This window comes from Streptomyces sp. NRRL F-5126 (genome assembly GCF_000721265.1).
In the GTDB taxonomy this organism is placed as follows: Bacteria; Actinomycetota; Actinomycetes; order Streptomycetales; family Streptomycetaceae; genus Streptomyces.
In genome coordinates, this window is sequence record NZ_JOFZ01000004.1 from 155,230 (window position 1) to 169,730 (window position 14,501).

Sequence of the window (14,501 nt, forward strand, 5' to 3'; positions counted from 1 at the left end):
TCCCTTGACCATCGATCCCACGAAGGAGCCCATGAACCGCTCTGTATCCCTCGGAAAGCCCCCCGCCCGCGCCGAAGGCGCCGAGCGGGCCGAGCGCCCGCCCCAGCTGCGCCGCATCTTCGGCCTCTTCCGCCCCTACCGTGCCCGCCTGTCCGTGGTCGGCCTGCTGGTCGCCGCGTCGTCCCTGGTCACGGTCGCCTCACCGTTCCTGCTCCGGCAGATCCTCGACGTCGCGATCCCGCAGGGCCGCACGGGCCTGCTGTCCCTCCTGGCGCTCGGCATGATCCTCACCGCCGTCGTCAACAGCGTCTTCGGCGTTTTGCAGACGCTCATCTCGACCACCGTCGGCCAGCGCGTCATGCACGACCTGCGCACCGCGGTCTACGCCCAGCTCCAGCGGATGCCCCTCGCCTTCTTCACCCGTACGAGGACGGGGGAGGTGCAGTCCAGGATCGCCAACGACATCGGCGGCATGCAGGCGACCGTGACATCCACGGCGACCTCGCTGGTGTCCAACCTGACGTCCGTCGTCGCCACCGTCGTCGCGATGATCGCGCTGGACTGGCGCCTGACCCTCGTCTCGATGCTGCTGCTGCCGGTGTTCGTGTGGATCAGCCGCAGGGTCGGCAAGGAGCGCAAGAGGATCACCACGCAGCGGCAGAAGCAGATGGCGACCATGGCGGCGACCGTCACGGAGTCGCTGTCCGTCAGCGGCATCCTGCTGGGCCGCACGATGGGCAGGGCCGACTCGCTGACGAAGGCGTTCTCCGACGAGTCCGAGCGCCTCGTCGACCTGGAGGTGCGCTCCAACATGGCCGGCCGCTGGCGCATGTCGGTCATCGGGATCGTCATGGCCGCCATGCCGGCGGTCATCTACTGGGCGGCCGGCATCGTGCTGCACAGCGGCGCGGCGGCGATCTCCATCGGCACGCTGGTCGCCTTCGTCTCGCTCCAGCAGGGGCTGTTCCGCCCGGCCGTGTCCCTGCTCGCCACCGGCGTCCAGATGCAGACGTCGCTCGCCCTGTTCGCCCGCATCTTCGAATACCTGGACCTGCCGGTGGACATCACCGAGCCGGAACGCCCGGTCGATCTGTCCAAGGACCGGGTGAAGGGCGAGATCCGCTTCGAGGGCGTCGACTTCTCCTACGGCGCGTCCGCGGAGGCAGCCGGTGCGGCCGGGGAGCCGGCCGGTCCCGCGGTCGAGCACAGAACCCTCGAGTCCATCGACCTGAGCGTGCCGGCGGGCGGCAGCCTGGCCGTCGTCGGTCCCACGGGCTCCGGCAAGTCCACGCTCAGCTACCTGGTGCCGCGCCTGTACGACGTGACGGCCGGACGCGTCACGCTCGACGGCGTCGACGTGCGCGACCTCGCCTTCGACTCGCTGGCCCGCGCCGTCGGCGTGGTCTCCCAGGAGACGTACCTCTTCCACGCCTCCGTCGCGGACAACCTGCGGTTCGCCAAGCCGGACGCGACGGACGAGGAGATCGAGACCGCGGCGAGGGCGGCGCAGATCCACGACCACATCGCTTCCCTGCCCGACGGCTACGACACCCTCGTGGGGGAGCGCGGCTACCGATTCTCCGGCGGCGAGAAGCAGCGCCTCGCCATCGCCCGCACCATCCTGCGCGACCCGCCCGTGCTGATCCTCGACGAGGCGACGAGCGCGCTGGACACCCGCACCGAGTACGCCGTGCAGCAGGCCATCGACGCGCTCTCCGCCGGGCGCACCACGGTCACCATCGCGCACCGGCTCTCCACGGTGCGGGACGCGGACGAGATCGTCGTCCTGGACGGCGGAAGGATCGCCGAGCGCGGCACGCACGACGAACTGCTGGCGCTCGACGGCCGGTACGCGGCGCTCGTGCGCAGGGACAGCGGCGCCGGTGCCCGCCCGGAAAGCGATGCGGACGCGGGCGCTCCCGGCGGCTCCGCGCCGCTGGCACCGGTCGCGCGGTGAGCGCCCCAACACGTCGCGGCCTCCGCTGATCGCCGAGGGCGGCACGTTACGGTCCTGATATGACAAAAAGGTCATATCGACCCACTGGGCCGGGACCGCGGCCGGGTGGGCGACGGGCGCGCCGGGCGCCCTCCCGACGCGGTGCGGGCCGCCCGCGCCTGACGCGGCGAGGGCGCCTGGCGCTGACGGTGACGGCGGTCCTGGCGCTCGGCGCGGCCGTGCTCGTGCCCGTGTCGCTGCTGACCGGCGGAGGCGGGGGCGGCGGCGGTGGCGGAGGCCGGCACACGTCCCTGGTCGTGCCCGAGGGCCGGCGCGCCGAGCAGGTCTACGCCTCCATCGACAAGGTGCTCGCGCTGCCCGCCGGCACCACCCGCAAAGCGGCGGCCACGACCCACCTCGAACTGGCCGGGCCCGCGCACGGCAACCCCGAGGGCTACCTCTTCCCGGCCACGTACCCGGTCGACGAACACACCACGGCCGGCAGCCTGCTGGCCTTCATGGTCAGCACGGCCGACAGGAAGCTGGGCGAGGACCACCTCAGGGCGAGTGCGCAGCGCGACGGGCTGACGCTCTACCAGGCCGTCACGGTCGCCAGCATCGTGCAGGCGGAGGCGGCCACACCCGCAGACATGGGCAAGGTGGCGCGCGTCGTGCTCAACAGGCTCGACAAGCGCATGCCGCTGCAGATGGACTCCACACTGAATTACGCGCTGCACCGCTCCACACTCGACACCACAGAAAGCGACACGAAGTCGAGCAGCCCCTACAACACGTACGCGCACAAGGGCCTGCCGCCCACGCCGATCGGCAACCCGGGGCAGGCGGCGCTGAAGGCGGTGAGCGACCCGCCGCCCGGCACGTGGCTGTACTTCGTGACGGTCAAGGACGGCGACACGCGATTCGCCACCACCTACGCACAACAGCAGGAGAACGTAAAGGAGTTCAACGCCAACCGACGCCACTGACGGCGCTCGCGCCCACCGCGGCGCCCATGGTCACGCGACGAGGTCGCGGGCGGGCTCGGCCAGCAGCGAGCGGACGCCGCGCACGGCCTCACGACCCGCGCGGTTCGCGCCGATGGTCGAGGCCGAGGGGCCGTAGCCGACGAGATGCACCCGCTCGTCCCGTACCGCCCTGGTCCGCTCCACACGGATGCCGCCACCGGGTTCGCGCAGCCCGAGCGGCGCGAGATGGCCCACGGCGGGACGGAAACCCGTCGCCCACAGGATGACGTCCGCGTCCAGTGAGCGGCCGTCGTCCCACGCCACACCGGTGGGCGTGACGCGGTCGAACATCGGCTCGCGGTCGAGGACGCCGGAGTCCAGCGCGCGCCGCACGTCATCGTTGACCGGCAGGCCCGTCACCGACACGACGCTCCCCGGCGGCAGGCCGCGCCGCACCCGCTGCTCGACCAGCTCGACCGCCGCACGGCCTTCGTCGGGCCCGAAGGGGCCCTCGCGGAAGACGGGCGGCCTGCGCGTGACCCAGGTCGTCTCCGCGGCGAGCGGTGCGATCTCCATCAGGTGCTGCGTGCCGGACGCCCCGCCGCCGACCACCACGACCCGCAGCCCGGCGAACTCCTCGGGACCGGCGTAGCCCGCGGTGTGCAACTGGCGCCCGCCGAAGGTCTCCTGGCCGGGGTAGTGGGGCACGAACGGGCGGTCCCAGGTGCCGGTGGCGTTGATGAGGGCGCGGGCGGCGAGGTCACCGGCGGAGGTCTCGACCGCGAGCAGGCCACCCGCCCCCTCGCGCACCGCCACCACGTCGACGGGCCGGTGCACGGGGATGCCGAAGCGCTGCTCGTAGTCGGCGAAGTAGCCGGAGACGACCTGCGAAGCGGGCAGCACGACGTCGCCGTCCGCGACCGCCGGCTCCATCCCGGGCAGCGCATGCAGGCCGTGGACCTTCCCGAACGTCAGCGACGGCCACCGGAACTGCCAGGCGCCACCGGGCCCCGGCGCATGGTCGAGCACGACGAAGTCACGCTCCGGCAAGAACCCCGTGCGCCGAAGGTGGTACGCGCTCGAAAGTCCGGCCTGCCCTGCCCCGATGACCACCACGTCCACGACACGCCCACCGAATACGTCCACGCTCCGGCAACACCGCGAGTGGCGGGGATCTTCCCGGCGCGCGGCCCCGTGGCGCGCGAGGATGGGGGCATGCCAGACACCTTCACCACCAAGATCCTGCGCCTCACGAGCGGCGGCGAGGAGACGGTGCTCGACATCACGTCCGACTGCGAGTCGTTCCTGCGCGAGGCCGCGGCAGGCCGCGACGGCCTGCTCAACGTCTTCGTCCCGCATGCGACGGCGGGCATCGCCCTGATCGAGACGGGCGCGGGCAGCGACACCGACCTGCTGGCCGCCCTGCGCGACCTGCTCCCACCGGACGACCGCTGGCGCCACCGCCACGGCACCCCGGGCCACGGCCGCGACCACGTGCTCCCCGCCCTGGTGCCCCCGCACGCCACCCTGCCGGTGACCGGGGGGCGCCTCGAACTGGGCACGTGGCAGTCGGTCTGCCTGGTCGACACAAATGTCGACAATCCTGACCGGAAGGTGCGGCTGAGCTTCCTGGGCTGACCAAGATCGCTCTCCTGGGTCGTGCCGACGTTTCTCCGTAACATCCGGTGCGCCAACGGAGAGAAGCACGCACGATACGGCCCCGGCAGCGGTTGAACGTCCCGTGACCGCGTGACGAGAAGGGGCCTTGCGGCGGCTGGTCGCGGCGGCTGTGGGCCGCGTCGGTCGCAACGTTGTCGACTGCCTGAACACCGGCTGCACGATGCGGGACGAGACCCACCGCCTGTTCAGCCACATGTACCGGCAGGTGGACTCGACGATCGGCGGCATCATCGCGGGTACGCACCCGGGCCGGGCGACCGACACGGACGTGGCGCTCGTCGCCGCAGATGCGGGACCATCGAGCGGTACCGTCCTCAGCCGGAGGCGTGCGAGGCGCTGTGCGCAGAGATCGGCGAACAGTCTGCCGGGGCGTGTTCCCAAGGCTGAGTATCGGGGAGATCAGCGTGTGTCCACGGTCACCTCTGCGTCCGGGAAGAGCGGCCGGAAGCCGGACATCGGGAGACGCCAGTGGAGCGAGGTGTTCGGTCGTCCGATCCATGTTGGGGATCTGTAGGACCTCCACACCATGTAGCTCTGGCATGCACCCGACAGGGGCCGGCCGTTCCCGAAGGATCTCGGCGTTCAGCTAGAGGTGGGTGAGTTGGGGAAGCGTAGAGATCTCCAGCCGGTCGGCCGCCGTCAGCCCCGCGCCGCGCGCGTCGGCGTGGCGGGCCACGGCCCCGGCCTGTGCCCGGGGGATGACGACCGCCCCTTCGGCGTCCGCGACGATCACATCGCCGGGGTGTACGACGACATTGCCGCAGGAGGCGGGGACGTTGATGTCCCCGGGCCCCAGCTTGGGTCCCGTGGCGGGGCTGGGGGCGATGCCGTAGAGGGGCAGTGCCGCGCGCCTGAAGTCGTCGATGTCCCGGTAGGCGCCGTTCACCACGAGCCCGGCGAGCGTGCGGGGAGAGGTGACCGGGTGGAGCATGCCGTAGCCGCCGCTGCACCAGCCGGTGAAGCCCTGGGCGTCCACGACCAGGACGTCCCCGTCCTCGATGTGGTCGACCGCCTCCCGCACCGCCCGGTTGTCCCCCCGCGGTGTCCGCACCGTGACAGCCGTGCCGACCAGGCGGGGGCATCCCTCGTACAGCGGGCGGATCTCGCTCGTCATGGTGTGGAGGCGGCCGACGAGGTCCGAGAGGTCGGCGACGGTGTGCCTGCCGAGCCGCCGGACGAGGTCCGGCGCGCAGCGTTCCGGGCGCGGCCCGTGAACGGGCTCGAGGACGGGCAGCTTTCCGGTGAGCGTGACATCGAGGTGGGCCATGTGCCCGGACTCCCTTGATCGGGACGAACGTTGCGATGTTGCGGTGTTCAGGCGCCGGCGGCCGCCGGCTACGGCTCCAGGGGCCCGGCCGTCGAGGGCTGCCCGGCGAAGGCGGACAGCCTGGGGGCCAGCCGGTCGGCCATCAGCCGGTATCCGTCGGGGCCGGGATGCAGCCCGTCGGTGAGCAGTCCGGCATCCCGGGGACCGAGCACCTCAAGCCCGTCGACCAGGTGCAGATCGTCTTCGCCCGCGTCCCGCAGGGCAGCGGCGGTGTCATGGACGATGTGCCGCACGTCGGCGAGGGTCAGCCCGGCCGCGTTGACCCGTCCCTCGCGTTCCGGTGCCGCCATGGGGCTGATCAGTACGAGGGGCACACCGGGGTGCCCCTCGCGCACGGTCTGCACGAAGCCGGCGAGGGCGGGCCCGAAGGTGCGGCGGCCGAAGGTGGACGCACCGTGCACGTTGACCCCCGCGCAGATGCTGATCACCTCCGCCGGGCTGTCGCGCACGAACCGTGCCACCTGCGGGTCGAGGTGGCACTCCCGCGCGAAGCCCAGGTTGCGCAGCCGCCAGCCGAGCCGGGCCGCGACGAGGGCGGGCCAGGTGTCGGAGGGACCGTCAGCGCCCGTGCAGTGGGTCAGGGAACTGCCGTAGGCGATCCACCTCGGGCCGCCGGGCGCCGCCGCGGCCCCGGTCGCCCCCTCAAGCGTCAGCCGGCCCAGGCGGGTGGTGCCGTACTGGGGCAGCCAGATCCTGATCCGCTTGGTGCCAGGACCGAAGCCCGTCACCCTGAGCGTCCCCCTCTTCTGCCCGAGGACGATCCGGGCGATGCGCTCCTCCCCGACGACGACGTCGAAGGGGGCGGGCGCCCGCCGCGCTGCGTCAGGCGCGGTCACCTCCACCGTCCAGGACAGGCCGGTGGCGTCGGTGACCAGGTCGGCGTGGACACCCGACGCCATGCGGGCGGCGGCGGCCAGGCCCTCCGGGAGTAGTGGCCGGCCGCCCGCGCCGGGCAGTCGGACGGGCAGCCACAGGCCGTCCGACTCGACCAGCCCGGCATGACCGGTGAGCCCGAGCCGGGGGTCGCCGGGGAAGAGCGACGTCATCGTGCGACCGTCCTGTTCGGTGTCAGCCGGCGGCCTGGCCGGCGGTCAGTTCCTCCGCGAGCCGGCCCATGCCCCAGCGCAGGTCCTCCTCCTCGACGATCAGGGGCGGCGCGAGCCGGAGCGTCTGCCCGTGCGCGTCCTTGGCCAGCACGCCTCGGCGCAGCAGTCCTTCGCAGACGTCGCGGCCGCTGCGCCCGCGCACGTCGACACCGGCCCACAGACCCCGCGAGCGCACGGCGCTCACCGCGTCCGCGGGGAGTTCGGCCAGCAGTTCCGCGAGGACCGTGCCGAGCCGGGCTGCCCGCTCCTGGAGGTCGCCCTCCTTCAGCCGGCGCACCACGGCGGTGCCCACCGCGCACGCCAGCGGGTTGCCGCCGAACGTCGAGCCGTGCTCGCCGGGCCGGAAGACGCCCAGGACGTCCCGGCGGGAGACCACCGCGGAGACGGGGAGGATGCCGCCGCCCAGTGCCTTGCCGAGCAGGTAGACGTCGGGCACGACGTCCTCGTGGTCACAGGCGAAGGTGCGGCCGGTGCGGCCGAGTCCGGACTGGATCTCGTCGGCGATCATCAGCACGTTCCGGTCGGTGCACAGCGCGCGCAGTTCGCGCAGGAACCCGGGCGGCGGCATGATGACTCCGCCCTCGCCCTGGATCGGCTCGAAGAGGACGGCCACGGTGTCCTCGTCGACGGCGCTCCGCAGCTCCTCGATGTCTCCGTACGGGACGCGGACGAAACCGGGGGTGAAGGGGCCGTAGTCCGCGGTGGCCTCCGGGTCGTCGGAGAAGCTGACGACGGTCAGGGTGCGGCCGTGGAAGTTGCCGTCCATCACGACGATCTTCGCGCGCCCTTCGGGCACGCCCTTGACGCGGTAACCCCACTTGCGGGCCGTCTTCAGGGCCGTCTCCACCGCCTCAGCGCCGGTGTTCATCGGCAGCACCATCTCCATGCCCGCGAGCTCCGCGAGCTCGGCGCAGAAGGTGGCGAGGCCGTCGTGGTGGAAGGCGCGGCTGGTCAGGGTCAGCCGGTCCAGCTGGGCGTGGGCCGTGGCGAGGAGCTGCTTGTCGCCGTGCCCGAAGTTGAGAGCGCTGTAGCCCGCCAGCATGTCCAGCAGGCGCCGCCCCTCGACGTCGGTGACCCAGGCGCCCTCGCCCTGGGCGATGACCACCGGGAGTGGGTGGTAGTTGTGGGCCACACTAGCCGAGGCGCGCGTGATCTCGTCGTCGGTCAGGGACATGCGGTGTGTGCCTTCCGTGCTCGGTGCTTGATCGGTGGGTGGGCCGGCCCGGGCGAGGCGGGGCCCGCGAGGCGGGGCGTCCACCGAGGGTCGCGCGGTGGACGCCCGCTTTCCGTCAGGAGTCCGCGGCGCCCTGCTTCTTGACCTGCGCCTCGATGCTCGGCCAGTACCTGTACATCTTCTTCGGGTACGGCAGGTCCGGGAAGTACTTCTGGTACAGCTTGAGGAAGGTGCCGTCGTTGGCGAGCGCCGTCAACTGCTTGTTGTACGCGGTGAGGAACTTGGTCAGCTTCTTGTTGACCGCCATCGCCCCCGGCTGGTCCTGGGGGGAGGTCAGGGCCACCTTCATCCTCCCGGGGTGCTCTTCGAGGACTTTGCCGGTGTGGGTGGAGCCGAGCACCAGCGCGTCGAGGTTGCCGGCCAGCAGTTGGTTGACGCCCGTGCTGTCGGTGGGCTCCGTGACCAGCTTGGACTTGGTGAGGCTCTTCTTGGCGAAGTCCTCCTGCTGGCTGTTGGCACCGGCGCCGACCCGCAGACCCGCGAAGTCACCGATCTTCCTGGCCTTGCTGTTCTTGGGAACGACGACGACGTTCTGGCCCCAGAAGATCGGCTTGGTGAAGGCCACGCTCTTCTTGCGCTCCGGGGTGGCAACCAGGCCCACGGACATCAGGTCGAACTGGCCACTGGTCAGGGCGGGCAGGCCGGCCTGGACGGTGGTCGTCTTGTAGACGATCTTCAGCCCCATGCGCTTGGCGATGAGGTTGTTGAGGTCGACCAGCATGCCGACGGGCTTGCCATTGGCGTCGGGGGAGACGAAGGGGTAGTCGCCGGCCGTGACGGCCGCCGTGATGGTGCCGGAGTCGGCCAGGCCGTAGCCCTTCCCGGCGTCGTCGCCACCGTCACTGCCGCAGGCGGTGCTCGTCGTGACCACGGCGGTGGCGACGGCCAGGGCGCTGACCACGCGCCTCGAAAGGTGCCGGTTCATAGTTCTCCTTAGGGGATTGCTCAAGGGCCGCCGAGGGAGTGCGTGGGGAAGGGGCGACAACAACGAGGCGCGACTATAGGTTATAGGGAGTGCACCGTCAATGGATTGCGTGAGCGCGACGGGACACCTCTGTCACCAGGCGATCTCATGATCGAGATTGGTCAATAGCCTATAGGCTATGCTCTCTTTTGTCTGCCGGCTCGTACGAAAAAGGCCGGTCCGTCCAGGGACCAGAAAAGAGGCTGGATGTCCATGAAACTGCTCGTACTTCCCGGCGACGGCATCGGCCCGGAGATCACCGACGCCACCCTGCGGGTTCTCCGGGCGGTCGACGAGAGCCACGCACTCGGGCTCGACATCGAGACCGCCGGGATCGGCCTGGCTTCGCTCGCCACCGAGGGCACCACGCTCCCCGAGCGGGTGACGAAGCGGATCCCGGAGGTCGACGGGGTGGTCCTCGGACCGGTGTCGCACTATGCCTACCCGCCGCGCGAGCAGGGCGGCATCAACCCCTCCGCCCAGCTGCGGGTGGAGTTCGAGCTGTTCGCCAACATCCGCCCCAGCCGGTCGCGGCCCGGACTGAGCATCCTGCGCACGCCGATGGACCTGGTCATCGTCCGGGAGAACACGGAGGGCTTCTACTCCGATCGCAACATGTACGCGGGCAGCGGGGAGTTCATGCCGGATGCGGACCAGGCGTTCAGCCTGCGCAAGATCACGGCCAAGGGCTGCGAGCGGCTGGCGCACGCCGCGTTCACGCTCGCCCGCCGGCGCCGCGGCCACGTCACCGCCGTGCACAAGGCCAACGTCCTCAAGCTGTCCGACGGCCTCTTCCTGCGGGAGATCCGCAAGGTCGCCGAGCAGTACCCGGACGTGCGGCTCGAAGAGCTGATCGTGGACGCGGCCGCCGCCGCGCTGGTGCGCAGGCCGCAGGACTTCGACGTCCTCGTCACCACCAACATGTTCGGCGACATCCTGTCCGACGAGGCCGCCGAGCTGTCGGGCAGCCTCGGGCTCGGCGGTTCCCTCAACGTCGGTCACGACGTGGCGGTCGCCCAGGCCCAGCACGGATCCGCACCCGACATCGCGGGGCAGGGCGTGGCCAACCCCACCTCCCTCGTGCTGTCCGCTGCCATGCTGCTCGACTGGCGGGGCCGCCGCGACCGGGACGAGCGGCTGAGCAGGGCCGCCGCTGCCATGGAGGCGAGCGTCGAGGCCGTGCTCGCAGATCCGGAGACCCGCACCCGCGACCTGGGCGGCAGCCTGGGCACCGACGCCTTCACCGACCGGCTCGTCGCAGCCGTGCGCAAGACCCAGCACGCCGCCGGACCGCGCACCTGACCTCCAGCGCGGCGAGGCCCCCGCACGCTCACTTCCGGAAGGACACGGAATGCAACTGTCCATCAACCCGGCCACAGAGGTGTGCGTCGAGAAGTTCGACGCACACACCTCCGACCAGGTCGAGGCCGTACTCGCGGCGGCCGTGACCGCTCAGCGAGCCTGGCGCGCCACCCCGCTGGAGCAGCGGCTGCCGCTGCTGCGCGCCGTCGCCGGCCGGCTGCGCGCCGACCGCGAGGAGTTCGCCCGGCTGATCACCCGCGAGATGGGCAAGCCCCTCGCCGAGGCGCGGGCGGAGGTGGAGAAGTCGGCCTGGACGCTCGACCACTACGCCGAGCACGCCCCCTCCTACCTCGCGCCGCAGCCGGTCGTCTCCGCCGCCACCGAGAGCCACGTGGCCTTCGAACCCCTCGGCGTGCTGCTCGCGGTCATGCCGTGGAACTACCCGTTCTGGCAGTACTTCCGCTTCCTCGCCCCGGCGCTGGCGGCCGGGAATGGTGCGATCCTGAAGCACGCGAGCAACGTGCCCGCTTGCGCCGTGCTGCTGGAGCGGATCCTGCGCGAGTGCGGCGCCCCCGAGGGCCTGTGCGCGACGCTGCTGGTGGAGCCGGACGCGGTGGCGGACATGATCGCCGACGACCGGATCGCCGCGGTCACCGTCACCGGCTCGACGCGGGTGGGCGCCATCGTGGCGTCGCAGGCCGGCGCCCACCTGAAGAAGCACGTCCTCGAACTCGGCGGCTCCGACCCGTTCGTGGTCCTCGCCGACGCCGACCTGGAGGAGGCGTCGACGGTCGCTGTCCGCTCGCGCTTCAACACCGCCGGCCAAAGCTGCGTCAACGCCAAGCGCGTCATCGTGGACGAACGGGTCGCCGACGCGTTCGTCGAGCTGGTCGTGCGCAAGGCCGGGGAGCTCGCCGTGGGCGACCCCGCGGAGCAAGGCACCGAGATCGGGCCGCTGGCCCGTGCCGATCTGCGCGATGCCCTGCACGATCAGGTGGAGCGCACGGCCGCCTCGGGAGCCGTGGTCCGGCTGGGCGGCAGTCCCCGCCCCGGCGCGGGCTTCTACTATCGGCCGACGGTGCTCGACCACGTCACAGCCGAGATGGCGGCGTTCACCGAGGAGACGTTCGGCCCCGTGCTCGCGGTGACCCGGGCGCGCGGCGCGGAGGAGGCGGTGGCGCTGGCCAACCGCACCGAGTACGGGCTCGGCGCGGCGCTGTGGACCGCCGACCTGGACCTGGCGCGGCGGCTGGTGCCACTGATCGATGCCGGGGCGGTCTTCGTCAACGGGCAGGTGGCCTCCGACCCGCGGCTGCCGTTCGGCGGGATCAAGAAGTCGGGATACGGCCGTGAGCTGGGCGAATGGGGTATGAAGGAATTCGTCAACGTGAAGACGGTGTGGTTCGGCCCGGCGGTGGCCTCGTGAGCGCGCGCCGGTCCTGGAAGGGCTCGGTGCTGCTGCCCGACGAGCTGCCCGCCAAGGACCGCGGGTCCGGTGCCCGTACGGTTCCGCTGGCGACCGCCGCGCGCGGTGCGACCGCCTTCCTCAACGGGATCACCGCGTTCGAGCCGGGCGCGGCGATCGGGCACCACCTGCACAATGTCGTCGAGTCGGTGATCGTCGTCGAGGGCGCTGCGGTCGTCGACATCGACGGCGAGCGGACGCGGCTTCGCACCTTCGACACGACGCTGGTGCCGGCGAACGTCCCGCACCATTTCGAGAACGCCTCGGACCACGAGCCGATGAAGATCTTCTGGACGTACGCCTCGCCGCACGCCACCAGGACGCTCCTGGAGACAGGCGAGCACGGCAGGATCGACGCCGAACACCCGGGGGGAGCGGCCGGGCCCGCCGGACTCGTGCACGAGGTGGCGACGATCAGGGTGCTGCCCGGCCATGAGGACGCGTTCGAGGAGGCGGTGGCGCAGGCGGCCCCGCACTTCCAGCGGGCGCGCGGCGCCCGTACGTTCGCGCTGGAGCGCTCGCAGGAGGACCCGCTTGAGTACCGGCTGGTCGTCGGCTGGGAGTCGGTCGAGGACCACGTCCCCGGCTTCCGGCAGTCGGCGGGCTTCACGGAATGGCGCCGCCTGATCGCCGACCACGTCTCGGGCACGCCGGAGGTCACCCACCTCCGCAACGTGCTCACCGCTTTCTGACGCTGACGGGAGGGACGCGTATGCCCGCTGGACCGAGCGACGCGGAGCGGGACTGGTCCCGCGAGGATGTGCTGGAGCTCCTGCACGGCAGCGGTCGCAGCAACTGGGGCAGGTGGGGCTCGGACGACGAAGTCGGCGCTCTGAACCTGGTGACGGAGCGCAAGCGGGCGTCGGCGGCGGCCGAGGTGCGCTCGGGGCGAACGGTGTCGCTGAGCCGCCCGTTCCCGAGCCGGGCGCGGCCCGGTGTCGTGCGCCCGGCCTCGCACTACACCACGAGCACCCCACGGGGGACGGGCGGTATCGCCGGGGACTACTACGGCATCGAGTACCACGGCATCGCCTCCACGCACGTCGACGCGTTGTGCCATGTGTGGGACGAGCGTGGCATGTGGCAGGGCCGGGACCCGGCCGTGGAAGTGACCTCACGGGGAAGCCGCTGGGGGTCGGTGCACCGGTGGCGCCAGGGCATCGTCACTCGGGGGGTCCTGCTGGACGTGCCGGCATTCCGCGGCGAACCGTACGTCACCTTCGAGCGGCCGGTGCACGGTGACGAGCTGGTCAAGGTCGCCGAGGCGCAGGGCGTGGCGGTGGAGCCGGGCGACGCGGTGCTCGTCCACTCGGGGCGCGACCGCTGGGACCTGGAGAACCCTGTCTGGGGCACGGAGCGCACCGAGCGCGGGGAGCCGCGCCGCCCCGGGCTGCACGCGTCGTGCCTGCGGTTCCTGAGCGACAGCGACTGCGCCGTACTGGGGTGGGACATGCTGGACCACGCGCCCAACGACTGGGGCATCCCGTGGACGGTGCACGGCTCGGTCTTCGCGTACGGACTCGCACTGGTCGACAACTGCGACCTCGCCCCGCTCGCCGCGGCCTGCGCGGCCGAGGGCCGCTACACCTTCATGTTCGTCGTGGCGCCGCTGGTGGTCGAGGGCGGCACCGGTTCGCCGGCCAACCCGCTCGCCGTGCTGTGACCCCGGCCGTGTTGTGACATCGGCCGTGCCGTGATGCCGTCCGTGGTGTGACGAGCACGGCCGGCACGGGCCGTGAGCCTCGCGTGGCGAATGGCTCCTGTCAGACGGTCAGCGTTGCGATCGCGCGCTTGCCGAGGCTCGCGCGCACGTGCGTGCGCATGGCGCGCTCCGCGGCCCGTGCGTCGCCGGCGATCACGGCCTCGGCGATGGCGCTGTGCTCCTCCTTGACCCGCGCCTGGTCCTCGGGCGAGTCCGGGCCGGCCTGGAGCCTGAGCTGGCGGTAGCGGTCGGCCTTGTCCCACAGGCCTTCCAGGAGCGACATCAGCAGCGTGTTGTGCGACGCCGTGTAGATGCTGCGGTGGAAGGCGCGGTGCACGAGCAGGCTGTCGACGTCGGCCGAGGGGGTGAGCGGTTCCAGGCCCTTGAGCGCCGCCCGGATCGCGGCGATGTCGGCCTCGCTGCGACGGGTCGCGGCGAGCTTCGCCGCCAGCGGGTCCATCTGCTCGCGCACCTCGTACAGGCTGCGGGCCTCCTCGGCGCTCAACTCGGTGACCCGCGCGTTGCGGTGGGCGTCGATGGCGACCAGCCCCTCGGCGTCGAGCCGCCGCAGCGCCTCGCGCAACGGGGTTGTGCTGACGCCGAGTTCCGTGGCGAGCTGTTCCTGGGAAATGGGCTGCCCCTGCCGCAGCTCGCCGGACAGGATGCGACGGCGCAACTCCTGGTAGGCGTACACGTTCTTGGTCGGGGCGGGACGTGAACTGGCGTTCATCGAGGTGGGATTCTCTTCTTCGGCAGACAAGGCGACCGCAAGGATACCGAGCGGGCGATCGGCCGTGCCGCTCCCGGCGAAACCACATGG

The 14,501-nt window shown here is 71.7% G+C and carries 13 protein-coding genes; 7 read left to right on the forward strand and 6 right to left on the reverse strand.

Features of this window, described 5'->3' with window-relative positions; genetic code table 11:
- The first annotated feature begins 31 nt into the window (after nucleotides 1-31).
- Entirely contained in the window at nucleotides 32-1,957 is a 1,926-nt protein-coding gene (locus tag IH48_RS0109145; RefSeq protein WP_078849575.1) for an ABC transporter ATP-binding protein, read from the forward strand.
- Nucleotides 1,958-2,145: 188 nt separating this feature from the next.
- Nucleotides 2,146-2,922 carry an endolytic transglycosylase MltG gene (mltG, locus tag IH48_RS0109150; RefSeq protein ID WP_037841425.1) on the forward strand — a complete coding sequence of 259 codons (777 nt, stop codon included), beginning with the start codon at nucleotides 2,146-2,148 and terminating at the stop codon, nucleotides 2,920-2,922.
- Between the two features lie 30 nt (nucleotides 2,923-2,952).
- Here the strand turns inward: mltG and IH48_RS0109155 are convergent, their stop codons facing one another.
- The gene (locus IH48_RS0109155) at nucleotides 2,953-4,047 is read right to left on the reverse strand and encodes an NAD(P)-binding domain-containing protein (RefSeq protein ID WP_030901605.1); all 1,095 of its coding nucleotides are present in this window, start codon (nucleotides 4,045-4,047) and stop codon (nucleotides 2,953-2,955) included.
- A 69-nt stretch (nucleotides 4,048-4,116) separates the two neighbouring features.
- On the opposite strand from IH48_RS0109155, the gene IH48_RS0109160 reads away from it, so the two are divergent.
- Nucleotides 4,117-4,539: a YjbQ family protein gene (locus IH48_RS0109160; protein WP_030901607.1), complete on the forward strand. Its 423-nt coding sequence runs from the start codon at nucleotides 4,117-4,119 to the stop codon at nucleotides 4,537-4,539.
- A 628-nt stretch (nucleotides 4,540-5,167) separates the two neighbouring features.
- Here IH48_RS0109160 and IH48_RS0109170 read toward each other — a convergent pair.
- From IH48_RS0109170 to IH48_RS0109185, 4 genes are all read right to left on the reverse strand, one after another.
- Complete coding sequence (locus tag IH48_RS0109170; protein ID WP_051839439.1) at nucleotides 5,168-5,848, reverse strand: RraA family protein; 681 nt, start codon at nucleotides 5,846-5,848, stop codon at nucleotides 5,168-5,170.
- A gap of 68 nt (nucleotides 5,849-5,916) precedes the next feature.
- Nucleotides 5,917-6,954, reverse strand: coding sequence for a GDSL-type esterase/lipase family protein (locus tag IH48_RS34320; RefSeq protein ID WP_051839441.1), 1,038 nt, complete (start codon nucleotides 6,952-6,954; stop codon nucleotides 5,917-5,919).
- 22 nt (nucleotides 6,955-6,976) lie between these two features.
- Nucleotides 6,977-8,188, reverse strand: coding sequence for an ornithine--oxo-acid transaminase (gene rocD, locus IH48_RS0109180; protein ID WP_030901614.1), 1,212 nt, complete (start codon nucleotides 8,186-8,188; stop codon nucleotides 6,977-6,979).
- Nucleotides 8,189-8,303: 115 nt separating this feature from the next.
- A complete protein-coding gene (locus IH48_RS0109185) occupies nucleotides 8,304-9,173 on the reverse strand; it encodes a substrate-binding periplasmic protein (protein WP_051839443.1) in 870 nt (289 codons plus the stop codon).
- Nucleotides 9,174-9,419: 246 nt separating this feature from the next.
- Here IH48_RS0109185 and IH48_RS0109190 point away from each other — a divergent pair, with 246 nt between their 5' ends.
- Genes IH48_RS0109190 through IH48_RS0109205 form a run of 4 tightly spaced genes read left to right on the forward strand, consistent with a single transcriptional unit; the run spans nucleotide 9,420 to nucleotide 13,642 of the window.
- Nucleotides 9,420-10,514 (forward strand): isocitrate/isopropylmalate dehydrogenase family protein, encoded by a 1,095-nt coding sequence (locus IH48_RS0109190; protein WP_234434184.1) that lies wholly within the window; start codon nucleotides 9,420-9,422, stop codon nucleotides 10,512-10,514.
- A 49-nt stretch (nucleotides 10,515-10,563) separates the two neighbouring features.
- A complete protein-coding gene (locus tag IH48_RS0109195; protein WP_030901620.1) occupies nucleotides 10,564-11,940 on the forward strand; it encodes an NAD-dependent succinate-semialdehyde dehydrogenase in 1,377 nt (458 codons plus the stop codon).
- Nucleotides 11,937-12,671 (forward strand): cupin domain-containing protein, encoded by a 735-nt coding sequence (locus IH48_RS34885; protein WP_234434185.1) that lies wholly within the window; start codon nucleotides 11,937-11,939, stop codon nucleotides 12,669-12,671. The genes IH48_RS0109195 and IH48_RS34885 overlap by 4 nt, the downstream gene beginning before the upstream one ends.
- A 20-nt stretch (nucleotides 12,672-12,691) precedes the next feature.
- The gene (locus IH48_RS0109205) at nucleotides 12,692-13,642 is read left to right on the forward strand and encodes a cyclase family protein (RefSeq protein WP_051839445.1); all 951 of its coding nucleotides are present in this window, start codon (nucleotides 12,692-12,694) and stop codon (nucleotides 13,640-13,642) included.
- 100 nt (nucleotides 13,643-13,742) lie between these two features.
- On the opposite strand, the gene IH48_RS0109210 is transcribed toward IH48_RS0109205, so the two are convergent.
- Nucleotides 13,743-14,441 (reverse strand): GntR family transcriptional regulator, encoded by a 699-nt coding sequence (locus IH48_RS0109210; RefSeq protein ID WP_234434186.1) that lies wholly within the window; start codon nucleotides 14,439-14,441, stop codon nucleotides 13,743-13,745.
- Nucleotides 14,442-14,501: the final 60 nt, after the last annotated feature.

What these genes read in the sequence shown, in the direction of transcription:
- IH48_RS0109145 (WP_078849575.1), top strand. Translation starts at nt 32, where the DNA reads ATGAACCGCTCTGTATCCCTCGGAAAGCCCCCCGCCCGCGCCGAAGGC.
- IH48_RS0109160 (WP_030901607.1), top strand. Translation starts at nt 4,117, where the DNA reads ATGCCAGACACCTTCACCACCAAGATCCTGCGCCTCACGAGCGGCGGC.
- IH48_RS0109170 (WP_051839439.1), bottom strand. Translation starts at nt 5,848, where the DNA reads ATGGCCCACCTCGATGTCACGCTCACCGGAAAGCTGCCCGTCCTCGAG.
- IH48_RS34320 (WP_051839441.1), bottom strand. Translation starts at nt 6,954, where the DNA reads ATGACGTCGCTCTTCCCCGGCGACCCCCGGCTCGGGCTCACCGGTCAT.
- rocD (WP_030901614.1), bottom strand. Translation starts at nt 8,188, where the DNA reads ATGTCCCTGACCGACGACGAGATCACGCGCGCCTCGGCTAGTGTGGCC.
- IH48_RS0109185 (WP_051839443.1), bottom strand. Translation starts at nt 9,173, where the DNA reads ATGAACCGGCACCTTTCGAGGCGCGTGGTCAGCGCCCTGGCCGTCGCC.
- IH48_RS0109190 (WP_234434184.1), top strand. Translation starts at nt 9,420, where the DNA reads ATGTCCATGAAACTGCTCGTACTTCCCGGCGACGGCATCGGCCCGGAG.
- IH48_RS0109195 (WP_030901620.1), top strand. Translation starts at nt 10,564, where the DNA reads ATGCAACTGTCCATCAACCCGGCCACAGAGGTGTGCGTCGAGAAGTTC.
- IH48_RS0109205 (WP_051839445.1), top strand. Translation starts at nt 12,692, where the DNA reads ATGCCCGCTGGACCGAGCGACGCGGAGCGGGACTGGTCCCGCGAGGAT.